Annotated in this window: 18 protein-coding genes; 9 read left to right on the top strand and 9 right to left on the bottom strand. The window is 67.7% G+C overall.

What is annotated here, in order from left to right:
- The first annotated feature begins 8 nt into the window (after nt 1-8).
- Together PGN27_RS06780 and PGN27_RS06775 are read left to right on the top strand one after the other, a co-directional pair.
- Complete coding sequence (locus tag PGN27_RS06780; RefSeq protein ID WP_335325476.1) at nt 9-1,157, top strand: acyl-CoA dehydrogenase family protein; 1,149 nt, start codon at nt 9-11, stop codon at nt 1,155-1,157.
- A gap of 26 nt (nt 1,158-1,183) precedes the next feature.
- The gene (locus PGN27_RS06775) at nt 1,184-1,417 is read left to right on the top strand and encodes a hypothetical protein (protein ID WP_335325475.1); all 234 of its coding nucleotides are present in this window, start codon (nt 1,184-1,186) and stop codon (nt 1,415-1,417) included.
- Between the two features lie 21 nt (nt 1,418-1,438).
- Here the strand turns inward: PGN27_RS06775 and PGN27_RS06770 are convergent, their stop codons facing one another.
- On the bottom strand, nt 1,439-1,777 hold the full coding sequence (locus tag PGN27_RS06770; RefSeq protein ID WP_335325474.1) for a hemophore-related protein: 339 nt from the start codon (nt 1,775-1,777) through the stop codon (nt 1,439-1,441).
- A gap of 115 nt (nt 1,778-1,892) precedes the next feature.
- Between PGN27_RS06770 and PGN27_RS06765 the strand changes: the two genes are divergently transcribed.
- Complete coding sequence (locus PGN27_RS06765; protein ID WP_335325473.1) at nt 1,893-2,576, top strand: 2-C-methyl-D-erythritol 4-phosphate cytidylyltransferase; 684 nt, start codon at nt 1,893-1,895, stop codon at nt 2,574-2,576.
- On the opposite strand, the gene PGN27_RS06760 is transcribed toward PGN27_RS06765, so the two are convergent.
- On the bottom strand, nt 2,560-3,273 hold the full coding sequence (locus PGN27_RS06760) for an IspD/TarI family cytidylyltransferase (RefSeq protein WP_335325472.1): 714 nt from the start codon (nt 3,271-3,273) through the stop codon (nt 2,560-2,562). The genes PGN27_RS06765 and PGN27_RS06760 overlap by 17 nt on opposite strands.
- 105 nt (nt 3,274-3,378) lie before the next feature.
- Between PGN27_RS06760 and PGN27_RS06755 the strand changes: the two genes are divergently transcribed.
- A complete protein-coding gene (locus PGN27_RS06755; protein WP_335328650.1) occupies nt 3,379-4,587 on the top strand; it encodes a low temperature requirement protein A in 1,209 nt (402 codons plus the stop codon).
- On the opposite strand, the gene PGN27_RS06750 is transcribed toward PGN27_RS06755, so the two are convergent.
- Nucleotides 4,577-5,863, bottom strand: a complete 1,287-nt coding sequence (locus PGN27_RS06750) for an MFS transporter (RefSeq protein ID WP_335325471.1) — start codon at nt 5,861-5,863, stop codon at nt 4,577-4,579. The two genes, PGN27_RS06755 and PGN27_RS06750, sit on opposite strands and share 11 nt — an antisense overlap.
- A 233-nt stretch (nt 5,864-6,096) precedes the next feature.
- On the opposite strand from PGN27_RS06750, the gene PGN27_RS25715 reads away from it, so the two are divergent.
- From PGN27_RS25715 to PGN27_RS06730, 4 genes are all read left to right on the top strand, one after another.
- Complete coding sequence (locus PGN27_RS25715; protein WP_418888559.1) at nt 6,097-6,636, top strand: MerR family transcriptional regulator; 540 nt, start codon at nt 6,097-6,099, stop codon at nt 6,634-6,636.
- 546 nt (nt 6,637-7,182) lie between these two features.
- On the top strand, nt 7,183-16,413 hold the full coding sequence (locus tag PGN27_RS06740) for a fatty acid synthase subunit beta domain-containing protein (protein ID WP_418888558.1): 9,231 nt from the start codon (nt 7,183-7,185) through the stop codon (nt 16,411-16,413).
- Nucleotides 16,414-16,442: 29 nt separating this feature from the next.
- Complete coding sequence (acpS, locus tag PGN27_RS06735) at nt 16,443-16,832, top strand: holo-ACP synthase AcpS (protein ID WP_019511614.1); 390 nt, start codon at nt 16,443-16,445, stop codon at nt 16,830-16,832.
- 334 nt (nt 16,833-17,166) lie between these two features.
- Nucleotides 17,167-18,501 carry a dipeptidase gene (locus PGN27_RS06730; protein WP_335325470.1) on the top strand — a complete coding sequence of 445 codons (1,335 nt, stop codon included), beginning with the start codon at nt 17,167-17,169 and terminating at the stop codon, nt 18,499-18,501.
- Here the strand turns inward: PGN27_RS06730 and bcp are convergent.
- A complete protein-coding gene (gene bcp, locus PGN27_RS06725; protein WP_335325469.1) occupies nt 18,490-18,963 on the bottom strand; it encodes a thioredoxin-dependent thiol peroxidase in 474 nt (157 codons plus the stop codon). The genes PGN27_RS06730 and bcp overlap by 12 nt on opposite strands.
- A 92-nt stretch (nt 18,964-19,055) precedes the next feature.
- On the opposite strand from bcp, the gene PGN27_RS06720 reads away from it, so the two are divergent.
- Nucleotides 19,056-19,283, top strand: a complete 228-nt coding sequence (locus PGN27_RS06720; protein ID WP_335325468.1) for a DUF3618 domain-containing protein — start codon at nt 19,056-19,058, stop codon at nt 19,281-19,283.
- Here PGN27_RS06720 and PGN27_RS06715 read toward each other — a convergent pair.
- The 5 genes from PGN27_RS06715 to PGN27_RS06695 form a co-directional block, all read right to left on the bottom strand.
- Entirely contained in the window at nt 19,270-19,452 is a 183-nt protein-coding gene (locus tag PGN27_RS06715) for a hypothetical protein (protein WP_335325467.1), read from the bottom strand. The two genes, PGN27_RS06720 and PGN27_RS06715, sit on opposite strands and share 14 nt — an antisense overlap.
- Nucleotides 19,453-19,720: 268 nt before the next feature.
- Nucleotides 19,721-20,134 (bottom strand): hypothetical protein, encoded by a 414-nt coding sequence (locus PGN27_RS06710; protein WP_335325466.1) that lies wholly within the window; start codon nt 20,132-20,134, stop codon nt 19,721-19,723.
- A gap of 203 nt (nt 20,135-20,337) precedes the next feature.
- Nucleotides 20,338-20,718 (bottom strand): PaaI family thioesterase, encoded by a 381-nt coding sequence (locus tag PGN27_RS06705; RefSeq protein ID WP_335325465.1) that lies wholly within the window; start codon nt 20,716-20,718, stop codon nt 20,338-20,340.
- Nucleotides 20,715-22,136 carry an acyl-CoA synthetase gene (locus tag PGN27_RS06700; RefSeq protein ID WP_335325464.1) on the bottom strand — a complete coding sequence of 474 codons (1,422 nt, stop codon included), beginning with the start codon at nt 22,134-22,136 and terminating at the stop codon, nt 20,715-20,717. The genes PGN27_RS06705 and PGN27_RS06700 overlap by 4 nt, the downstream gene beginning before the upstream one ends.
- Complete coding sequence (locus tag PGN27_RS06695; RefSeq protein WP_335325463.1) at nt 22,133-23,479, bottom strand: SLC13 family permease; 1,347 nt, start codon at nt 23,477-23,479, stop codon at nt 22,133-22,135. Before PGN27_RS06695 ends, PGN27_RS06700 begins: the two co-directional genes overlap by 4 nt.
- Between the last annotated feature and the right edge of the window lie 94 nt (nt 23,480-23,573).

The following is a 23,573-nucleotide window of genomic DNA, read 5'->3' as shown; positions in this document are numbered from 1 at the left end:
AGCATGCAGTGCAACGAGATCTGTTCACCGAAGACCATGAGGCGTTCCGTGAACTGGCCCGCGACTTCGTCGAGAAGGAGGTCGTGCCTGCATATCCCGACTGGGAAAAGGCCGGCCGTATGCCGCGGGCAGTATTCGAGAAGATGGGTGCGCTGGGCATGTTGGGCATGGCCATCCCCGAGGAGTTCGGGGGAGGGGGCGAGCCGGATTACCGCTACAACGTGGTGCTGCAGGAAGAGGCCGCCCGGGCGTTGGTGACGCTGTCGACGGTGCGCACCCAGCTCGAGGTGATCCTCCCGTACTTCCTGCACTACGCCGATGAGCAGCAGCGCACCCGCTGGTTCCCCGGATTGGCCGACGGCACCCTGTTGACTGCCATAGCGATGACAGAGCCCGGGACCGGATCCGATCTGGCCGGTATGCGGACCTCGGCGGTTCGTGATGGTGAGGACTGGATTCTCAACGGCGCCAAAACTTTCATCACCGGCGGCATGCAGGCCGACCTGGTGATCGTCGTTGCCCGCACCGCAACCGACCCGGACAACCGGCGCAAGGGTCTGACGCTTTTCGTGGTGGAGGACGGGATGCCCGGCTTCACCCGAGGCCGGGAGCTGGAGAAGATGGGCTGCAAGGTCCAGGACACCGCGGAGCTGTCGTTCGTCGATGTGCGAGTGCCCGCCGGCAATGTGCTCGGCCAGGAAGGCGACGCGTTCGGCTATCTCGGGCAGAACCTGCCACAGGAGCGGCTCACCATCGCGGTGGGGTCGGTGGCTCAGGCGCGTTCGGCGATAGCGGAGGCCATCCGCTACACCAGGGACCGGACGATCTTCGGAGCATCGGTCTCGTCATTCCAGAACACGAAGTTCGAGCTGGCTGCCTGCTCTGCCGAGGTCGAGGCAGGCCAGGCGATGCTCGACCGTGCCGTGGCTCTGCATGTCGCCGGGGAGCTGTCGACCGCTGACGCGGCCCGGGTCAAACTGTTCTGCACCGAAATGCAGGCCAGGGTGGTCGACCGCTGTCTGCAGTTGTTCGGTGGTTACGGCTACATGATGGAGTACCCGATAGCCCGGTTGTACACCGACGCCCGAGTGGCGCGGATTTACGCCGGAACCAGCGAAGTCATGAAGGTGATCATCGCGAAATCGCTCGGGCTGTAAGCGGGGACCGCTGGCACACTCGTCTCATGGCGCTGCGTATCGCCGGATTCACGTTCGGCCTGTTGGCCCTGGGCGCGGGCGTCCTGCAGCTGTGGGCCTATGCGGCGTCCGACTGGCCACGGCACCTAATCGTGGGGGTGTTCGCCTGCGCGGTGGGTGTGAGCGTGCTCGCGGCGTCCGCCCGCAAACGAAACGTCCCGCCCTCCGGATCGGAGCGCGGGACGGTCCACGAGCGTGATCGTTACCAGGACGATCAGTAGTCGACGATCAGAAGTCGACGATCAGTAGTTGTTGCAGGTACCCGCGAGGTTCTGCACCGCGCCGAGGTAGCTGGCGGCGCCCGGGTAGGCAGCGATCTGGTTGACCGTGTTCTGACGCTCCACCGGTCCCGAGGACAGGAAGCTCCGCAGCATGCCCAGGGCCATCGGCTGAGCGTTGAACTGCGCGGCCAGATCCGGCTGCTGGGCGTTCATCGCGGCCATCACCTGGTCGTAAGTGCAGGTCGTGTTGACGACATTGCTGAGGTCGGGCTGGGCAGAGGCGATCCCGGCCGACATCGGCAGTGCTACTGCGATCCCGCCGATCACGACGGCCAGCTTCGTGCGCGACACCTTGAGCATGTGGTTTATACCTTTCCCCACCCGACTGATTCGGGCGACATCCCTCTGTCGTACGGGATGGCTGATTTGTTACACACCTTTGTGATCAAAAGGCTAACAGGATCGCCATTGATCCGTGCAAGCTCTTTACCCGGCCATCACGCTGGGCAAACGGGCTACCCTGACCGCCGTGGAACTCAGCGCCGTCATCGTGCTCGCACCGGGGGAGAACCCATCCGGCGCGCTCACCCCGCTGGCTGGTGACCCCGCGGTGTGCCGGATGGTGCGCTCGCTGTCGCGGGTGGTCGGGCAGGTTCTCCTCGTCGTCGACGAGGCGATCGCGGAACGGATCGATGCGGTCCTGGCCGGGCTGACCGTCGACATCCTTACCGTCGACGGCTCGGCCACCCGGGCGGATTGCCTCGCGCTGGCCGGACGCGCGTTGGCCGAGATGCGTGCCGGCCGCCGCGACGTCACCCACGTGCTGCTGGCCGATCGTCGTCATCCGCTGATGGCGGCGGACATGATCGACAGGGTGGTCGCGGCCCTGGCCCGCGGCGCCGAGCTGGTGGTGCCGGTGCTACCGGTCACCGACACCGTGAAGACCGTCGATGCCGGGGGCACCCTCACCGCCACGGTGGACCGCTCCACCTTGCGGCAGCTGCAGTATCCGTGGGGGATGCGCCTCGACCGCCTGGCCGACCCGGTCACCGTCGACAGCCTGGCGCGGGCGGTCATCGTCGACGGCGACGCCGACGCGGTGTCGGCGGAGCTGCCCGCGGACGCGGCGCTGTTGGAAGCCGTTATCGCCTGCCGGTGAGCAGGTGCTCGGCCAGCCGGATGTCCGGCGGATACGTGACCTTGAGATTGCTTGCCGCACCGGGAAATACGCGGACATCGGCATCGGTGAAATGCTGTACACAGGCCGAGGTGTCGGTGCCGTCGAAGGCCTCGGCGTCGGCGCGTCGGTAGGCGGCCAGAAGAGGCTCGGCGCGGAATGCCTGAGGGGTCTGTACCCGCACCACCGATTCGGCGAGCGGATGCAGACCGTCCGTGTCCACCCTGGCCAGACCGACCGCGTCGATTCCCGGGACCGCACCGCCGAAGCGCCGCGCGGTGTCCAGGGCCGCGCGCATCATCTCCGGTCCGGCCAGTGGACGCGCGGCGTCATGGATGAGAACGACGTCCACGGACCCGGATTCGATATCGGCGGCGATATGGCAGAGCATGTTGAACTCGGATTCGTGCCGGGTATCGCCGCCCTCGACCAGTTCGACCCGGCGGTCGGGGATCTGAGCGTGCACCATCGCCTCGGCGATATCGAACTCACCGCGTCGGTAGACCAGGATCACCCGGCCGATCTCCGGGGTATCGGCCACCGCGCGCACCGACCAGGCCAGCATCGGTCTGCCGGCCAGCGTCAGGTAGGCCTTGTTGCCGTCGGCGCCGACACGTGAGCCGATGCCTGCGGCCAGCACGACGCCGACGGCAGTGGCATCGTCAACGGTCGGGGGCACGCGCCCACGCTAGCGTGTTGAATCTTATCGGTGACCGGCGCGCGCCGGTGGGAGGGGGAATCTGCGGTGAGCACTGCCGATGGGCGGCCGCGCGGCATAGCGGTCATGTCCGGGCGTGATCCACACGAATCGCACCGGGTGGCATCCCCGCTCGAGCTGTTGTTCGACCTGACGTTCGTCATCGCCTTCGGCGTCGCGGCGTCGCAGTTCGCCCATGCGTTCGCCGCCGGTCACGTCGGTGCGGGGCTGGCCGGATTCGCCTTCGCGATCTTCGCGGTGTGCTGGGCGTGGATCAACTTCACCTGGTTCGCGTCGGCCTACGACACCGATGACTGGGTGTACCGGCTGACGACCATGCTGCAGATGGTCGGCGTGTTGATCCTGGCGCTCGGGTTGCCCGCCATGTTCGCCTCGTTGGAGCACGGTGGCCACGTCGACAACGTGGTGATGGTGGCCGGGTATGTGGTCATGCGTGTGGCCATGGTGGCGCAATGGTTGCGGGCGGCGCGCCAGGATCCGGCGCGACGGCGGGCCTGCCTGACCTATGCCGCGATCATCTCGGTCGCCCAGATCGGTTGGATCGCAGTGATTCTCCTGCACACCGGGCTGCTGGTGACGGGTGTGCTGGTGCTCGCGCTGACGCTCTTCGAGATGGCCGGACCGGTGGTGGCCGAACGTCGCGCCGGCGGTACACCGTGGCACGCCCACCACATCGCCGAGCGGTACGGGTTGATGGCCATCATCGCGCTCGGCGAGGGTGTGGTCGGCACGGTGGCGACCCTGACCGCGGTGGTGTCCGACCACGGCTGGAGCACCGAGGCGATCCTGGTCGCCGTCGCCGGCGTCGGGCTGACATTCGGCATGTGGTGGATGTACTTCATGGTGCCCGCAGGGGAGCTCTTGCACGCGCACCGTGAGACGTCGTTCTGGTTCGGTTATCTGCCCATCGTGTTGTTCGGTGCGATCGTCGGCACCGGTGCCGGTCTGCACCTCGCCGCCTACTACCTGGAGGAGCACTCCGAGCTCGGGTCGGCGGCCTGCGTGGCGACCGTGGCGATTCCGGTGGCGGTCTACATCTGGCTGGTCTACCTGCTGCACGTGCTGATGTTGCGGGCCACCAGCCGAGTGCATCTGATGCTCAGCCTGCTGGCCAGCGTGGTGCTGGCAGGTTCTATCGCGCTCGCGGCGTCCGGTGTACCCATCGCGGTATGCCTGCTGGTGACCACGCTGGCGCCGGTCGTGGTGGTCGTCGGCCATGAGACGGTCGGGCACCGGCACACCACGGCGGCAGTGGCGGCGCGGATCAGCGGCTGATGTCGGTCGGCTCGGGATCGAAGGTTTCCAGCAACCATCGATCGGAGGCGTCGCCCTGCAGACCCAGCTGCCGCCGGGTCTTGCGCCGGGTCACCAGGATGCCGATCACCGCGACGGCCCACACCACGTACTGAACAGTCCAGGCGAGCCGGAACGACTCGGGGGAGTAGCCGCCCGCGACGTCGAGGATCCAGCCCATGGCCTGCATCAGCATCAGGGAGGCCAGAAAGCCGCCCATGTTGACCATGCCCTGTGCCGTGCCCAACGTGGCGCTGGGATTGAAGGTGCGGGCAAAGTCGAAACCGACCATCGAGCCGGGCCCGCCGACGGAGATGATCACGACGAGGATGACCAACAGCCACAACGGTGCCTGACCGGGCGTGGCGAGCACGATCGTCCACATGGCGGCGTTGCTACCGATGATCGCCAGCACGAATCGGGATCGACGGTGCGGGAATCGGCCGCACAGGAGGCCGAGCACCACCCCGGCGGCGACGGCCGTCAGGACCGAGATGGTCAACAGCATGCCGGCTATGCCGCGGGTCTGGCCCTGCGCGGTGGTGACATAGGGGACGCCCCACATGAGGGCGAAGGCGGTCACCGAGAACTGGGTGCCCATATGGGTGAAGAAACCCAGTCGAGTACCTGGACGCAGCCAGACGGTGCGGACGTTGGCCAGGGTGGCCCGGACGCTCAAGGCAGATGTGGTGGCCGGCCGGCCGTCCGGGGTGTTGCGGATCAGCGCTGCCGCCAGCACCAAGGCGAGCACGGCAAAGGCCGCCACCGACAGGTATGCCGAGGTCCACCCGGCGATGCCCAGCAGCGCCAGGAACGGCACGGCCGAGAGCACCTGGCCGAATTGACCGCTGATGCCGGTGAGCTGGGTCAGCAGAGGCACCCGCCGCGCGGGGAACCAGTGCGGCACCAGACGCAGCACCGAGATGAAGGTGATGGCATCACCGAGCCCGACGATGGCGCGGGCGGTCAGTGCCATCGGAAGGGATTGGGTCAGCGCGATGGCGAGCTGCCCACCCGCCATGAGAGCCGCCCCGGAGATGATCAACACCTTGGACCCGTAGCGGTCCAGCAACACTCCGGCGGGAACCTGGGCGGCGGCGTAGACGATGATCTGAAGCACCACGAATGTCGAGAGCACGCTCGGCCCGGCGTGGAAGCGTTCGCCCGCCTCGAGGCCGGAGACGCCGAGGGTGGTGCGATTGAGCACGGCCACGATATAGGCCAGCAGGCCGGTGGCCCAGACGATCCACGGACGCACGGCACCGGCCCCTTCCGTCGTCTCGGGTGGTCGTATCAGTGTGGCTGCGTAGATGGTCCCAAATTGATGGGATGAATTGCGAATGTTTTTCCGGTGACATCTCTCACCGCGTTGCCATGTTGTACATCTGTGCTGTCTCTAAGCCTTTTATCAGTTTGCTCAACCTGCACGGTGGCGCGCTACAGTGTGATCATGACCGTGCTTGTCGGCGGCTTGGGTGCGGTGGTGGCCGCTTGGCGCTGACCGAATATCGCCTGCACGACCTCGCGCGTGCGTCCGGGGTCAGCGCGCGCAATATTCGCGCTTACCGCGAACGTGGGTTGCTGGATCCACCGCGCCGGGTGGGCCGTGCGGCTTATTACGATGCCGCGCATCTGGGTCAGCTGCAGGCCATCAATCGGATGCTCGCGCGGGGTTTCACCTCGGCACACATCGCCGAGTTCTTCGAGACCGTGCGCGCCGGTCGCGATATCGGCGACGCACTCGGGCTGGACGCGGCGATCTTGCGAGCGCGGCAACCTGCGGGCGATGTGCACCTCGATCCGCGTGAGTACGCACAAGCCGTGGCCGCGATCGCCGAGAGCATCCGCGACAGCGCGGATTCGTTGGCTTCCGACGCTGTCACAGGCTGGCGCCTGGCCGTTCCTGGCGTCGTCAGTCCCGAGGATCTGATCGGTTTGGTGGTCGGGCGGGTGGAGCGGCTGATGCGTGAGCGGGTGGCCGAAGCGGGGGCGACCGCGTCCGGGCGCGGACCAAAACTTACCGATCAGTAATAATTTTCAGCAAACTCGGCAAACTCGCTGGATCGCGACAATAGACACTTTTGGCCAGGGTGTCTCTTTCGGGGCTTGCCCATCGGCGCGCCGCGCAGTGGCGGAGACCACGGAATTCTTAGATAACGATTTGATAACGGCATCGCGCTGATCTGGGAAGTTATAGCTACTCGACCGTAACCACCCGCATGCAGGACGTTTGTCCCGGACGCGTTTGAACACTGTTGTGACCGTCGTTACCCGACATCTGGTTACCCGAGCGTAGAACTCGCCAGTAACCATTTGAACGCGAAAAACGACCCCGATCCTTATGACACTCTTAGTGGGGCGGGATTGGCCGTCGGACACGTCCAGGACCGGATCCTTCGATACCCGGACAGCCCCGGACGTACACCGGCCCGCCGGCGATTCAGAGCTGAATCGCCACACAGACCACAGGACGAATCGGACCGCGGGGGACCGATCCGCTTCCCGCCGCGACGGCGCGGCACACGGGTACGACAAGCGTGAGTGCGACAAAGACTGCACCGAGGGAGAGAACACGACGTGACGATCAACGAACACGACAGGGTGACAGCCGGTAAGAACGGCTCGAAGGATGGTTCGTTGGGTGGCGCACACGCTCTGGTCGATCTGCTCAATGCCGGCGAGCCGTATGCCGTGGCATTCGGCGGACAGGGCGGCGCCTGGCTGGAGAGCCTGGAGGAGCTGGTCAGCTCCGCGGGCATCGAGTCCGAGCTGAGCGAACTCGTCGGCGAGGCGGCGCTGCTGCTTGAGCCCGTCGCCAGGGAGCTCGTCGTCGTCCGCCCGATCGGCTTCGAGCCGCTGCAGTGGGTTCGCGCGCTGGCCGCCGAGGAGCCGCTGCCCGACACCAAGCAGCTCACCACCGCCGCCATCTCCGGGCCCGGCATCCTGCTGACCCAGATGGCCGCCATCCGTGCGCTGACCCGTCAGGGCCTCGACCTGATGGGCACCCCGCCGGTCGCCATGGCGGGGCATTCCCAGGGCATCCTGGGCGTCGAGTCGCTCAAGGCGAAGGGCACCCGCGACGCGGAGCTGCTCGCTCTGCTGCAGCTGATCGGTGCCGCCGGTTCGCTGGTCTCGCGCCGGCGCGGCATGGTCGGCCGCGGTGACAAGTCGCCGATGGTCTCGGTGACCAACGTCGACCCGGACCGGATCGCCGAACTGCTCGAAGATTTCTCGACCGACGTGCGCACCGTGCTGCCCCCGGTGCTCTCGATCCGCAACGGCCGCCGCTCGGTGGTCATCACGGGTACGCCCGAGCAGCTCGGCCGCTTCGAGCTGTACTGCTCGAAGATCACCGAGAAGGAAGAGGCCGAGCGCAAGAACAAGCTGCGCGGTGGCGCGGTGTTCGCTCCGGTCTTCAATCCCATCCAGGTCGAGGTGGGCTTCCACACCCCGCGCCTGGCCGACGGCGTCGCGCTGGTCGACCGTTGGGCCGCCAAGATCGGAATCGACACCGAACTCGCTCATGCGATGACGGAGTCCATCTTCGTCAACCCGATCGACTGGGTCGCCGACGTCGAGGCCCTGCACACCGCGGGCGCGCGCTGGATCATCGATCTCGGCCCCGCCGACACCGTCACCCGGCTGACCGCGCCGGTGATCCGTGGACTCGGCATGGGCATCGTGCCCGCCGCCACCCGCGCGGGCCAGCGCAGCCTGTTCACCGTGGGCGCCGTGCCCGAGGTGCCCGCCCCGTGGACCAGCTACGCCCCGTCGACGGTCACCCTGCCCGACGGCTCGGTGAAACTGTCCACCAAGTTCACCCGTCTCACCGGCCGGTCGCCGATCCTGCTGGCGGGCATGACCCCGACCACCGTGGACGCCAAGATCGTCGCCGCGGCCGCCAACGCCGGCCACTGGGCCGAGCTGGCCGGTGGCGGCCAGGTCACCGAGAAGATCTTCGAGGATCGCGTCGCGGAGCTGAGCCAGCTACTGGAACCGGGCCGGGCCATCCAGTTCAACTCGCTGTTCTTGGACCCGTACCTTTGGAAGCTGCAGCTCGGCGGTAAACGCATCGTGCAGAAGGCGCGCCAGTCCGGGGCGCCCATCGATGGTGTCGTTGTCACCGCCGGCATCCCCGAACTCGACGAGGCCGTCGCGCTGATCGAGGAGCTCAACGAGATCGGCATCACCCACGTGGTGTTCAAGCCGGGCACCGTCGACCAGATCAAGTCGGTCATCAAGATCGCCGCCGAGGTGCCGGACAAGGACGTCATCGCCCATATCGAGGGCGGCCGCGCCGGTGGTCACCACTCGTGGGAGGACCTCGACGATCTGCTCCTGAGCACCTACGCCGATCTGCGCAAGCTGTCCAACATCACCATCTGCGTCGGTGGCGGCATCGGCACCCCCGAGCGGGCCGCCGACTACCTGGCCGGCCGCTGGTCGCAGAGCTACGGTTTCCCGCTGATGCCGGTCGACGGCATCCTCGTCGGCACCGCCGCGATGGCCACCCTTGAGGCCACCACGTCCCCGGCGGTCAAGCAACTGCTCGTCGACACCAAGGGCACCGATGTCTGGGTGGGGGCCGGAAAGGCCCAGGGCGGCATGGCATCCGGGCGCAGCCAGCTCGGTGCCGACATTCACGAGATCGACAACACCGCGTCGCGCTGCGGGCGGCTGCTCGACGAGGTCGCCGGCGATGCCGACGCCGTGGCCGAACGCCGCGACGAGATCATCGCCGCTATGGCCGACACCGCCAAGCCGTACTTCGGTGACCTGGCCGATATGACCTACCTGCAGTGGCTGGACCGCTACGTGGAGTTGGCCATCGGTGACGGAGACTCGACCGCGGACACCAAGTCCGAGGACTCGCCGTGGCTGGACATCACCTGGCGTGACCGGTTCGAGGAGATGCTCAAGCGCGCCGAGGCCCGCCTGCATCCCAAGGATTCCGGCCCGATCGAGACCTTGTTCGCCAAGACTCCCGAAGGTGTTGCGCTGCTGGAGCATCCGGCCGCCGCGGTCGATACGCTGCTCAACCGGTACCCGGACGCCGAGACGCTCAAGCTGCACCCGGCCGACGTCCCGTTCTTCGTCACGCTGTGCAAGACCCCGGGCAAGCCGGTGAACTTCGTGCCGGTCATCGACAAGGACGTCCGCCGCTGGTGGCGCAGCGATTCGCTGTGGCAGGCACATGACGCCCGCTACACCGCCGACCAGGTCTGCATCATCCCCGGCACCGCCGCCGTCGCGGGTATCACCCGCGTCGACGAGCCCGTCGGTGAACTGCTCGACCGTTTCGAGCAGGCCGCCATCGACGAGGTCGTCGCCTCCGGCGCCACCCCGGTTCCGGTCGTCTCGCGGCGGCAGGCCAACCCCGGTGCCACCGGACCCATTGCCGTGGTGCTGGATTCGCCCGATGTGCTGTGGGCGGGCCGGACCGCGATCAACCCGGTGCACCGGATCGGCGCCCCAGGGGAATGGCAGGTCAACGAGAACCGGGCCGCGACGCACCCTTCCACCGGGTCACGCCTCGAGCTCACCGATGAGGGTGTGACGCTGAGCGTTCCGCTGAGCGATATCTGGATCGACATCAAGCTCACGCTGCCCGCCGCCACCGTCAACGGTGGTATGCCGGTCGTCACCACCGAGGATGCCGCCGCGGCCATGCGCGCCGTGCTGGCCATCGCCGCCGGTGTCGACGGGGTGGACGCGCTGCCCGCGGTCGTGGACAACACCGCCACCGTCACCGTCGGCTGGGATCCCGAGGAGGTCGCCGACCACACCGGTGTCACCGCCACCTTCGGCGCCCCGCTGGCCCCCGGGCTGACCCTGGTTCCCGATGCCCTGGTCGGCAAGTGCTGGCCGGCGGTGTTCGCCACCATCGGCGCCGCGGTCACCGAGGCCGGCTTCCCGGTGATCGAGGGCCTGCTGAGCCTGGTGCACCTGGATCACGCCGCCCACCTGCTGGCGCCGATGCCCAAGGATGCCGCCGAATTGACGGTCACCGCAACGGCTTCGGCGGCCATCGACACCGAGGTCGGCCGTGTCGTGCCGGTCGAGGTCGTCATCAGCGACTCCGAGGGCACCGAATTGGCCCGTCTGGTCGAGCGTTTCGCCATCCGTGGCCGCACCGGCGCCGTCGAGTTGGAGGATCCGATTCGCGCCGGTGGTGCGATGACCGACAACGCGACCGACACCCCGCGTCGTCGCCGTCGTGACGTCACCATGACCGCGCCCACCGATATGAGCGCGTTCGCCGTGGTCTCCGGCGACCACAACCCGATCCACACCGACCGCGCCGCAGCGCTTCTCGCCGGGCTGAAGGGGCCGATCGTGCACGGCATGTGGCTCTCGGCCGCCGCGCAGCACGTGGTCACCGCCACCGACGGTCGCGCCACTCCGCCCGCCCGCCTGGTGGGCTGGACCTCTCGTTTCCTCGGCATGGTGCTGCCCGGCGACGAGATCGAGTTCCGCGTCGACCGGGTCGGCATCGACCGCGGCGCGGAGATCATCGAGGTGACCGCCAAGGTCGGTGGCGACCTGGTGATGGCCGCCTCGGCGCAGCTGGCCGCGCCGAAGACGGTGTACGCCTTCCCCGGTCAGGGCATCCAGCACAAGGGCATGGGCATGGAGGTCCGGGCCCGGTCCAAGGCCGCCCGCAAGGTGTGGGACACCGCCGACAAGTTCACCCGCGACACACTGGGCTTCTCGGTGCTGCACGTGGTCAAGGACAACCCGACCAGCCTGATCGCCTCCGGTGTGCACTACCACCACCCCGAGGGCGTGCTGTACCTGACGCAGTTCACCCAGGTCGCCATGGCCACCGTGGCGGCCGCTCAGGTCGCCGAGATGCGTGAGCAGGGTGCCTTCGTCGAGGGCGCCATCGCCTGCGGTCACTCAGTCGGTGAATACACCGCGCTGGCCTGTGTTTCTGGCGTCTACGAACTGCCGGCGCTGCTGGAGGTCGTGTTCCACCGCGGCTCCAAGATGCACGACATCGTGCCCCGTGACGAGAAGGGCCGGTCCAACTACCGGCTCGCCGCGATCCGGCCGTCACAGATCGACCTCGACGATGACGACGTCACCGCCTTCGTCGCCGAGATCTCCGAGCGCACCGGGGAATTCCTGCAGATCGTGAACTTCAACCTGCGTGGCTCGCAGTACGCCATCGCCGGTACGGTCCGCGGCCTGGAGGCCCTGGAGGAGGAGATCGAGCGGCGTCGCGAGATCAGCGGCGGCAAGCGGTCGTTCATCCTGGTTCCGGGTATCGACGTGCCGTTCCACTCCGAGGTGCTGCGTGTCGGCGTCGCCGACTTCCGGCGCTCGCTGGAGCGGGTCATGCCCACCGATGCCGACCCGGAACTGTTGGTGGGCAAGTACATCCCCAACCTGGTGCCGCGTCCGTTCACGCTGGATCGTGACTTCATCCAGGAGATCCGTGATCTGGTGCCCGCCGAGCCGCTGGATGAGGTGCTCGCCGACTACGACACCTGGCGCAACGAGCGTCCGCGTGAGCTGATGCGCAAGGTCGTCATCGAGCTGCTGGCCTGGCAGTTCGCCAGCCCGGTGCGCTGGATCGAGACCCAGGATCTGCTGTTCATCGAGGAGGCCGCCGGCGGCCTCGGCGTCGAACGGTTCGTCGAGATCGGCGTCAAGACCGCGCCGACGGTGGCCGGCCTGGCGACCAACACGCTGAAGCTGCCGGAGTACTCGCACAACACCACCGAGGTGCTCAACGCCGAGCGCGACGCCGCGGTGCTGTTCGCCACCGACACCGATCCCGAGCCCGAGGTCGAGGAGATCCCCGCGGTTGCCTCGGCGCCCGAGGCGGCGCCCGCGGCAGCGGCGCCGGCCGCCGCTCCGGCTCCCGCGGCCGCGCCGTCGGGTGGACCGCGTCCGGACGACATCGCCTTCGACGCCGCCGATGCCACGCTGGTGCTCATCGCGCTGGCCGCCAAGATGCGCATCGACCAGATCGAACCGTTGGACTCCATCGAGTCGATCACCGACGGTGCGTCCTCGCGTCGTAACCAGATGCTGGTGGACCTGGGCTCCGAGCTGAACCTCGGTGCCATCGACGGTGCCGCCGAGGCCGATCTGTCCGGCCTCAAGGCGCAGGTGACCAAGCTGGCCCGCACCTACAAGCCGTTCGGTCCGGTGCTGTCGGACTCGATCAACGATCAGCTGCGGACGGTTTTCGGTCCGTCGGGCAAGCGTCCGGCCTATATCGCCGAACGTGTCGCCAAGACTTGGGAATTGGGACCGGGCTGGGCCAAGCACGTGACCGCCGAGGTGGCGCTGGGCACCCGCGAGGGCTCCAGCGTCCGCGGTGGCAACATGGGCGGCCTGCACGAGGGCGCCCTGGCCGATGCGGCCTCGGTCGACAAGGTGATCGATGCCGCGGTCGCCGCGGTGGGTGCACGCAAGGGCATCCCGGTCAGCCTGCCGTCCTCGGGCGCCGCCGGTGGTGGCGTGGTGGACTCGGCCGCTCTCGGTGAGTTCGCCGAGCAGGTCACCGGGCCCAACGGGGTGCTGGCCAACGCGGCCCGCACCATCCTTGGCCAGCTGGGGCTCGACAGCCCGGTCAGCGCGCCGGAGACCGTCAGCGACGCCGATCTGATCGACCTGGTGACCACCGAACTCGGATCGGACTGGCCGCGTCTGGTCTCGCCGGTGTTCGACGCCCGCAAGGCCGTCGTGTTCGACGACCGGTGGGCAAGCGCCCGTGAGGATCTGGCCCGGCTGTGGTTGCTCGACGAGAGTGAGATCGACGCCGACTGGCAGCGACTCTCCGAGCGCTTCGAGGGTGCGGGCAACGTCGTCGGCACCCAGGCCAGCTGGTGGCAGGGCAAGGCCCTGGCTGCCGGCCGCAACGTCCACGCGGCCCTGTACGGCCGGGCCGCCGCCGGTGCGGAGAACCCCGACAAGGGTGGCTATGCCAACGAGGTGGCCGTCGTGACGGGTGCCTCCAAGGGCTCGATCGCCGCATCCGTGGTGTCGCAACTGCTCGCCGGTGGTGCGACCGTGATCGCGACCACCTCACGGCTGGACGACGACCGGTTGGCGTTCTACCGCAAGCTGTATCGCGACAGCGCACGCTTCAACGCGACGCTGTGGGTGCTGCCCGCCAACATGGCCTCCTACGCCGATATCGACGCGTTGGTCGAATGGGTCGGCAACGAGCAGACCGAGAACCTCGGGCCCAAGGCCATCCACCTCAAGGACGCGCAGAACCCGACGCTGCTGTTCCCGTTCGCCGCACCGCGGGTCAGCGGGGACCTGTCGGAGGCGGGCGCGCGCTCCGAGATGGAGATGAAGGTCCTGCTGTGGGCCGTCCAGCGACTCATCGCCGGCCTGTCGCACATCGGCTCCGAGCGTGATATCGCCTCGCGGTTGCACGTCGTGCTGCCGGGTTCGCCCAACCGCGGCATGTTCGGCGGAGACGGCGCCTATGGCGAGGCCAAGGCCGCCCTCGACGCCGTCGTGACCCGGTGGAAGGCCGAATCCTCGTGGAGCCAGCGGGTTTCGCTGGCGCACGCGCTGATCGGCTGGACCAAGGGCACCGGTCTGATGGGTCACAACGACGCCATCGTCGGCGCGGTCGAAGAGGCGGGCCTGACCACCTACACGACCGACGAGATGGCCTCGATGTTGTTGTCGCTGTGCGATATCAACTCCAAGGTCGCCGCCGCGCGTGAGCCGATCCAGGTCGACATGACCGGCGGCCTCGGTGAGATCGAGATCGACATGGCCGAGCTGGCCGCCAAGGCTCGTGAGGAGATGGCTTCGGCCGGCTCCGACGAGGATGACGAGGACGAGGCCGGAACCATCCGGGCGCTGCCCTCGCCGCCGCGCGGCTACCAGGCGGCCCCGGCTCCGGCCTGGGACGATCTGGACGTCGATCCGGCCGACATGGTCGTCATCGTCGGTGGTGCCGAACTCGGCCCGTACGGTTCGTCGCGGACCCGCTTCGAGATGGAGGTCGACGGCGAGCTGTCCGCGGCCGGCGTCCTGGAGCTGGCCTGGACCACCGGAATGGTCAAGTGGGAGGACGATCCCAAGCCGGGCTGGTACGACACCGAGACCGGTGACCTGGTCGACGAATCCGAACTGGTCGAGCGCTACCACGACGCCGTGGTGGCCAAGGTCGGCATCCGCGAGTTCATCGACGACGGGGCCATCACCGCGGATCACACGACGCCGCTGCTGGTTTCGGTGTTCCTCGACAAGGACTTCAGCTTCGTGGTGTCCTCGGAGAGCGACGCCCGCGCCTTCGCCCAGTCGGATCCGGAACACACCGTGATCGCGCCGGTCCCCAACAGCGGCGACTGGCAGGTGACCCGCAAGGCGGGCACCGAGATCCGGGTGCCGCGCAAGGCCAAGATGTCCCGCACCGTCGGCGCCCAGGTGCCGACCGGGTTCGACCCGACCGTGTACGGCGTGAGCCAGGACATGGCCAGCTCGGTGGACCGCCTGGCGTTGTGGAACCTGGTCACCACGGTGGACGCGTTCCTGACGGCGGGCTTCACCCCGGCCGAGCTGATGCGCTGGGTGCATCCGAGTCTGGTGGCCTGCACGCAGGGCACCGGTATCGGTGGACTCACGTCCATGCAGCGGATGTTCCACGGCAACCTGCTTGGTCAGAGCAAGCCGAACGACATCCTGCAGGAGGTGCTGCCGAACGTCTTCGCCGGCCACGTCGTGCAGTCCTACATCGGCAGCTACGGCTCGATGATCCACCCGGTTGCGGCGTGTGCGACGGCGGCGGTGTCGGTCGAGGAGGGTGTCGACAAGATCCAGTTGGGCAAGGCCGATTTCGTGGTCGCCGGTGGCTACGACGACCTGACGCTGGAGGCCGTCACCGGCTTCGGTGACATGTCGGCCACCGCCGATACCGAGGTCATGCGCGCCAAGGGGATCAGCGATTCGAAGTTCTCCCGCGCCAACGATCGTCGTCGCCTCGGCTTCGTCGAATCCCAGGGTGGTGGAACGATTCTGCTGACCCGCGGTGACCTCGCGGTGCAGATGGGTCTGCCGGTGCTCGCCGTGGTGGGCTATGCGTCCTCCTTCGGCGACGGGGTGCACACCTCGATCCCGGCTCCCGGGCTCGGTGCGCTGGCATCCGGTCTCGGCGGCACGCAGTCCCGGTTGGCCCGGTCACTGGCCAAACTGGGTGTCGGTGCCGATGACATCGCGGTCATCTCCAAGCACGACACCTCGACGCTGGCCAACGATCCCAACGAGACCGAGCTGCATGAGCGGCTTGCCGCCTCGATGGGGAGGTCCAAGGGCGCGCCGCTGTTCGTGGTCAGCCAGAAGAGCCTGACCGGGCACGCCAAGGGCGGTGCGGCGGCGTTCCAGATGATGGGCCTGTGCCAGATCCTGCGTGACGGTGTCATCCCGCCGAACCGCAGCCTGGATTGCGTCGACAGCGAGCTCGATCACGCCAAGCACTTCGTGTGGTTGCGCGAGGCACTGCACCTCGGTGAGAAGTTCCCGATCAAGGCAGGCCTGGTGACCAGCCTTGGCTTCGGGCACGTGTCCGGTCTGGTGGCGCTGGTGCACCCGCAGGCGCTGCTGGCGGCCCTGCCCGCCGATCAGCGGGCCGATTACCAGGCCCGGGCGAACGCCCGCGTGCTGGACGGTCAGCACCGGTTGGCGTCGGCCATCGCGGGCGGACCCGCGCTGTACGAGAAGCCTGCCGATCGGCGCTTCGGCGGCGACGGCCCGGAGAAGCCTCAGGAAGCGGCGATGCTGCTCGATCCCGAGGCTCGCCTGGGCGCTGACAACCACTACGCGAAGTGAGCGAGCCGACGTCGGATACCGTTTCCGGAATGGGCATCGTTGGAGTAGGGATCGACCTGGTCTCGATACCGGATTTCGCCGAGCAGGTCGACCAGCCGGGGACGGTCTTCGCCGAGACGTTCACACCGGGGGAGAGGCGCGACGCCGCGGACAAGAGTTCGTCGGCGGCGCGTCACCTCGCGGCGCGGTGGGCGGCCAAGGAAGCCGTGATCAAGGCCTGGTCGGGGTCGCGGTTCTCCAAGCGGCCGATGCTGCCTGAGGGGATCCACCGCGATATCGAGGTGGTCACCGATATGTGGGGTAGGCCGAAGGTGCGCCTGACCGGTGCGATCGCCGAGCACCTCAAGGACGTGACGATCCACCTGTCGTTGACCCACGAGGCGGATACCGCTGCGGCGGTGGCCATCCTGGAAGCCTGATCTGCGCGAGCGTGCAGGTCGGCACAGGACACACCGCCGCTGGGTGTCGGTTCGCGGTCAGCGGCCGTACCGGCGGCTTGGACCTCCCCCCGCGGTCACTCGTCCCTACGTGGTTTCAGTCTGGCTACGGGTGGACCGTGTGAAGCTGAAGCGTTGTACGTAAACGGCGTGTGAGACCTACGCAGGTTCAGTGACGAACGGCCGGGGCGCGAACTGGCTGAAGCCTGGTAGGCCAGGCCAGGTGCGCGAGTCGCCGTGTCGGTGCAGGAAACGTTGCGCCGGCGTGAGGTCTCGCGGTCGCTCGTGCGCGGCGGCCGCGGGCTAGCCTTGTGCCATGACTGATCTCGTGGCCCGGGTGAAGGAGCTGTTGCCCTCGGTGCGGGCCGATCTGGAGGATCTGGTCCGCATCGAGTCGGTGTGGGCGGACCCCGCCCGCAGGCCCGAGGTGCACCGCAGCGCCGAGCTGACGGCGAAGTTGTTGTCCCAAGCCGGTTTCGGCGATATCCAGATTGTCGCCGAGGGCGGCGCACCCGCCGTGATCGCGCGTCGCCCGGCACCCGAGGGTGCGCCGACGGTGCTGCTGTACGCCCATCACGATGTGCAGCCCGAGGGTGACGCGGCGCAGTGGCACTCGCCGCCGTTCGAACCCACCGAACGCGACGGTCGGCTCTACGGTCGCGGAACCGCCGACGACAAGGCCGGTATCGCAACACATCTGGCGGCCATCCGCGCCTTCGGTGACGACCTGCCCGTGGGGGTCACGGTGTTCGTCGAGGGCGAGGAGGAATCCGGCTCGCCATCTCTACCGGCCCTGTTGGCCGCCCACCGCGATCTGCTGGCCGCCGACGTCATCGTCATCGCCGACTCCGACAACTGGGCGGTCGACATCCCGGCGCTGACGGTCTCACTGCGCGGCCTGGCCGACTGTGTGGTGGAAGTATCGACGCTGGACCACGGTCTGCACTCCGGGCTGTGGGGCGGGGTGGTGCCCGATGCGCTCAGCGCGCTGGTGCGGCTGCTGGCCAGCCTGCACGATGACCAGGGCAACGTCGCCGTCGAGGGACTGTATGAAGCCGCGGCCGCCGAGGTCGAGTTCAGCGACGAACGGGTGCGCGCGGATTCCGGACTGCTCGACGGGGTGCAGCAGATCGGTTCGGGTCCGGTGGTGCAACGGATGTGGGCGCGCCCGGCGATCACCGTGATCGGCATCGACACCACCCCGATCGCCAAGGCGTCGAACACGTTGGTGCCCAGCGCCCGGGCGAAGGTGAGCATGCGGGTGGCCCCCGGCGGAGACGCTCGCGAACACCTCGCGGCGCTGACCCGACACCTGCAGGCGCACGCGCCGTGGGGAGCCCGGGTCACGGTGACCCCAGGTGATGTCGGTCAGCCCTACGCCATCGACGCCACCGGACCGGTGTACGAGGCGGCGCGGCGGGCGTTCCGGACCGCGTGGGGTCGCGAACCCATCGATATGGGCATGGGCGGGTCGATCCCGTTCATCGCCGAGTTCGCCGCGGCCTTCCCGGATGCCGAGATCCTTGTCACCGGAGTGGAGGATCCCGGCACCCAGGCTCACAGCATCAACGAGAGCCTGGACCTTGGCGTGCTGGAACGCGCCGCGGTATCGGAGGCGCTGTTCCTTGAGGCCCTGGGTTCACACAGATAGGTCGCGGCGCAGCTTGGCGACGTGACCGGTGGCCTTGACGTTGTACTGCGCCACCTCGATGACACCCTTCTCGTCGACCAGGAACGTCGAGCGGATGACGCCCTGCACGGTCTTGCCGTACATGCTCTTCTCGCCGAAGGCGCCCCAGGCGGTCAGCACCTTCTTGTCCGGATCCGACAGCAGCGGGAAGGTCAGGCCTTCGGCATCTCGGAACTTGGCCAGTTTCTCGGGCTTGTCGGGCGAGATGCCGACGACGTCCAGACCCGCCTCGTTGAGTTCGGCCAGGTTGTCCCGGAAATCGCAGGCCTGCTTGGTGCAGCCGGGGGTGGACGCGGCTGGGTAGAAGTACACGATCACCTTGCGGCCCGCGAAGTCGGACAACGCAACGGTGTTGCCGTCGGCGTCCGGAAGGCTGAAAGCGGGTGCCTTGTCGCCGACTGCCAGCCGAGGGGTCTGTGCCATGAGTGGATGTGCCTTTCTTTCGCGACCGGGGCAACGTGGTCGGCTCCGGCTGCTCTAGGGTAATTCGGTACGCCGACGACATGGAGGACACAGTGGCTGATCGGGATCCCGAGGCGATCAAGAAGGACATCGACCAGGCTCGTGATCAGCTGGCCGCGACGGTGGACTCACTGGCCGTGCGCGCGAATCCGCAGCGTCTCGCCGACGATGCCAAGGCAAAGGTCGTGGCGTTTGTGACGAAGCCGCCGGTGTTGGTGTCGCTGGCCGGTGTCGGCGCGGTCGTGGTGGTGCTGGTGATCCGCGGGATCAGGCGCCGCTGACGGCGTCGTAGCGGTTGCGGCGCGACCGCCACCAGTCCAGGAACGACCGGGTCGGCGGATTGGCGGTACGGCCGAGGCGGCTGCAACTGATGACATCCACGGCGCTCTCGATGGCTGCGGCGGCCTCGGTTGCGGCGGCCGCCGGCCTTGATGCGCTATCGCTCGGCATCAGCTAATACCTCGTTTCGTCCCCCGACACATAGCTGACACCCGATCTCGCGGAAGTCAGCTAACTTGAGACTAGCATGATCGCGGTAGCTGTGTTTGCTAGTTTTCGCGGCGCCGACCAGGGTTTTTGCCTTCAGTAACTCGCTTCGCGGTGCCACCGCAGGTCACGAACTGCGCGGGGTGGCACGATCCCAGCACATTCGGCGCGCTTTGGATGACGCTGTCGTTCGACGACGGTGTGCAGACTGGCCGCAACACCGGCAACGGTGTCAGCCCGACAATCCGATGACCGGTTGGTAACCGAATCCGCCGGTGCCGACCAACACCGCGCTGACCAATTCGTCGGTGATCGCGAGATCGGCGTTGACACCGTTATCGGTACGCGTTGTCGCAACGGTGCCGGAATTGACGCGGTGTTCGCAATCGACGGCATAAAGGTCCGTGCCGAGGAGCATGACACCGATGTCGGAAACGGCGTGCGGTCGCCCCTCACCCGGAATGCAGGGTGTCAATATCACGCTTGCGGCCGGATCGCGCAGCGCCGACGTTCCGGTCGCCGCGGGGAGCTGCACCGGCGCGGCGATGTTCTCGACCCGGATGCCGCAGGCGGCGGTGCCCAGGCAGGACAGTGCCAGAACGGAGAGCAGCAATGGGCGAGCAGGTGTTCGAGTCGAGCGCACCATCCCGCTCCTTCCCGGTACCCCGGCGGATCTTCACTGCGCCACCGGCCGCTATTCGGCCGGGAAATTTCAATTCGTCGAATCAAGCCACTTTATTTACGGAGCGGGAAATAATATAGCGGACACTGCAATTCGATAACGGATTGAATTCTTGCACGGCGTGTCGTGTTGCGCGTGCTTTATCGGCCATTTGCGGCGCGAGTGAATTACCTGGCGCGGCGGGTGGCCCTGCCGGTCGCGCGGGCGACGGTGGCGCCGGCGGCGGTCACGAGTCGCACGACGAAGATGTCCTCCCGGGCAAGCCGCTCGTCGACCGCGGCAGAGGCCACCAGCGCGTCGCCTTCGCGTGCCGGGGCCAGATAGTCGATATGGATCGAGCTGACCACGCCGCTGTGGGTGGAGTTGTTCGCCGCGGCCGCCAGCGCGGCGCCGACAACGCTGAACAACAGTGCGCCGTGTGCCGTGCCGTGCGGATTCAGGTGTTCCGGGCCCACGGTCAGCGATGCGGTCGCCGAACCGTTGTCGAAGTTCTCGACGACGATGCCGAGGTGGCGGGCGTAATGGTCGACAGGTGCCTGGGTGCTCACATCAGTGCTTTCTTCTGGATCTTGCCCATCGCGTTGCGCGGCAGGGCGGAGACGAATCGGATCTCGCGCGGACGCTTGTGCCAGGACAGGTCCTCGGCGACGTGGGCGATGAGTTCCTCGGCCAGCGCATCGCCGGCGGTCGGGGAGTCGGTGACGACGAAGGCGACGATGCGCTGTCCGAGGTCGTCATCGGGCGCACCGATCACCGCGACCTCGGCGACCTCGGGCAGGCCGAGCAGCGAGGTCTCGATCTCCCCGGCGCCGATCCGGTAGCCGCCGGATTTGATCAGGTCCACCGATTCCCGACCCACGATGCGGTGGTAGCCGCGCTCATCGATCGCGGCCAGGTCGCCGGTGACGAACCAACCGTCCTCGGTCCAGCACGACGCCGTCACCTCGGGGAGGTTGAGGTATCCGTCGAACAGCATGGGACCGCGGACCTCGAGGCGGCCGATCGATTCGCCGTCGTGGGGGACCGGGCTGCCGTCATCGGCACGCAGGCGCGTCTGCGCACCGGTGATCGGCAGGCCCACCCAGCCCGGGCGTCGTTCACCATCGGCGCGGGTGCTCAGCGTGATCATGGTCTCGGTCATGCCGTACCGCTCGACCGGGGCGTGCCCGGTCAACTCGCGCAGCCGCTCGAACACCGGCACCGGCAACGGTGCGCTGCCGCTGACCAACAGTCGCGCCGAGGACAGCGCCGTGGCGAACTGCTCGTCGCGGGTGATGCGCGTCCAGACCGTCGGCACGCCGAAGTACATGGTGGCGGCGGTCTCGGCGTAACGCTGCGGGGTCGGTTTGCCGGTGTGGACCAGGCGCGAGCCGATGTGAAGTGATCCCAGCACGCCGAGGATCAGGCCGTGGGTGTGGAACAGCGGAAGGCCGTGCGCCACGGTGTCCGCCGATGTCCACGCCCAGGCCTGTGCGAGGCCGTCCAGGCCGGCGGCGATCGCCTGGTGGCTCAACAGCACACCCTTGGGCGCGCCGGTCGTTCCGGAGGTGTAGAGGATGATCGCAACCTGTTGCGAGTCAACAGGTTCCAGTGGCCCGGGCGGTGTGCGGTCGTGGTCGGGCACGACGACGGGCAGCTCGACGCCCTGGCGTGGATTGCCGACCCACACGGTGGCCGCCGAATCGGCCAGGATGTGGTTCACCTCGGCCGGACCGGCATCCGGTGGCACCGGGACCACCGGAACGCCGGCGAGCAGACAGCCGGTGACCGCCACGACGGTGCGCAGCGTCGGTTCGGCATCGACGGCCACCACTGGGGCCGGACCGCCGGCGCGCAGCTCGGCGCCGAAGGTCGATGCGATGTCACGAAGTCGTCTGCGCGACAACGATTGTCCGTCGACGGTGATCATCCGGTCATCGTCGGCGAGGTCGTCGTCGAGCAACGCCCGCAGCAGGGGTGCGGTCATGAGAAGACCATCCCGGGCACGATGAGCACCAGCGTCAGGACCACCGGTCCGACCACCACCATCGACAGGCCCCACCGGGTGAGCAGCTTGGTCATCCGGGGCCGGGCGTCCTCATCGACGGTGGTCGCCACATAGGTCGCCCCGACGGTCGAGAACGGGGAGACATCGACGATCGACGCGCATACGCCGATGGCGCAGATCAACGCCCAGCCGGGTATGCCGCCGTCGGCGATCAACGGAAGGGCCAGCGGCACAAGGGCGGCCAGCATGCCGGTGGTGGAGGCGAAGGCGGAGATCAGCCCGGCCGCCGCGCACAGCAGCACCGCGGCCACCAGGGGTGAGCCGAGATGTACGGCGCCCTCACCGAGCATGTCGACCACGCCCATCTCGGTCAGCACACCGACGTAGGTGATGATGCCGCCGACCAGAAGCACCGAGCCCCAATCGATCCGGCTCATCGCCTTCTTGCCCGAGGAGGCGTCGAGCAGGGCGGCGACGGCGCCCAAACCGTAGCCGAGCACCCCGATATCGGGTGTCAGGCCCATCAATGACATCACCACGACCGCGCCGACGAGCACCACCATCATGGCGATGGTCAACATCTGCATGCCGGTGGGACGTTCGGGGGCGGGCAGCTCGTCGTCGGGGGCGTCGCCGTCCCCGATATCCAGTGTGGAGCCGCCGTACTGGGGCAGGGCCGCACCGCGGGCGACCATGGCCTCGCTGAAGGCAGGGGCCTGGGCGGTGATCACCTTCTTGCGGCCGAACATCACGTAGGCCACCGCGAGCAGGACGAGGTTCAGTGCCAGCGCGACACCGAAGAGCAGCAGCGGGCTCAACGCGATACCGGCTTCGTTGGCGGTGCCCCAGGTGATGATGCCGAAGAGGCTGGTGGGCGCGAACGCGCCGGCGCTCAGCCCGGCGCCCATGGCCAGGGCCATCAACATGGGGTCGATGCCGCGCTTGTGCGCGATGCTCATGCCCATCGGCGCCATCACCAGGCCGCCGAGCGGCGCACCCATCGCCGAGATGACAGCGGTGAGCGCGAAGAACACTGCGGGGAAGAGGGCGTCGCGGTTGCCCACCCGCGCCAACGAGGCCTGGATGAGCCACTCGATGGTGCCGTTGCTGTGCGCGATACCGAAGAAGTACGTCACCCCGACCAGGAGCACCAGGATGCTCAGCGGGAACTCGCCGATGACCTGGTTCAGGCTCAGGTCGGCGAGCCAGAGCCCCACCACGCAGGCGACGGGGAACATGACGATGCCGATGTTGACGTTGCGGATGGCGGCGATCGCGAACACCGCGATGAAGATCCCGAGGGCGACCAGTTGTGCCGTCACGGCGAGCACCTCCTGTTGGCTTTGGTCGTTGGGTATTGACATCGGTCCGTAGAATGGACCAATGGTTCGCCTAGTAGACCGAACGGCTGTAACC

This window comes from Mycolicibacterium neoaurum (genome assembly GCF_036946495.1).
In the GTDB taxonomy this organism is placed as follows: Bacteria; Actinomycetota; Actinomycetes; order Mycobacteriales; family Mycobacteriaceae; genus Mycobacterium; species Mycobacterium neoaurum_B.
This window is presented reverse-complemented; position numbering and strand designations above follow the sequence as displayed.

Coding starts and splice junctions, on each gene's coding strand:
- PGN27_RS06775 (WP_335325475.1), top strand. CDS start 1,184: ATGGCGCTGCGTATCGCCGGATTCACGTTCGGCCTGTTGGCCCTGGGC.
- PGN27_RS06770 (WP_335325474.1), bottom strand. CDS start 1,777: ATGCTCAAGGTGTCGCGCACGAAGCTGGCCGTCGTGATCGGCGGGATC.
- PGN27_RS06755 (WP_335328650.1), top strand. CDS start 3,379: ATGTCCGGGCGTGATCCACACGAATCGCACCGGGTGGCATCCCCGCTC.
- acpS (WP_019511614.1), top strand. CDS start 16,443: ATGGGCATCGTTGGAGTAGGGATCGACCTGGTCTCGATACCGGATTTC.
- PGN27_RS06730 (WP_335325470.1), top strand. CDS start 17,167: ATGACTGATCTCGTGGCCCGGGTGAAGGAGCTGTTGCCCTCGGTGCGG.
- bcp (WP_335325469.1), bottom strand. CDS start 18,963: ATGGCACAGACCCCTCGGCTGGCAGTCGGCGACAAGGCACCCGCTTTC.
- PGN27_RS06715 (WP_335325467.1), bottom strand. CDS start 19,452: ATGCCGAGCGATAGCGCATCAAGGCCGGCGGCCGCCGCAACCGAGGCC.
- PGN27_RS06710 (WP_335325466.1), bottom strand. CDS start 20,134: ATGGTGCGCTCGACTCGAACACCTGCTCGCCCATTGCTGCTCTCCGTT.
- PGN27_RS06700 (WP_335325464.1), bottom strand. CDS start 22,136: ATGACCGCACCCCTGCTGCGGGCGTTGCTCGACGACGACCTCGCCGAC.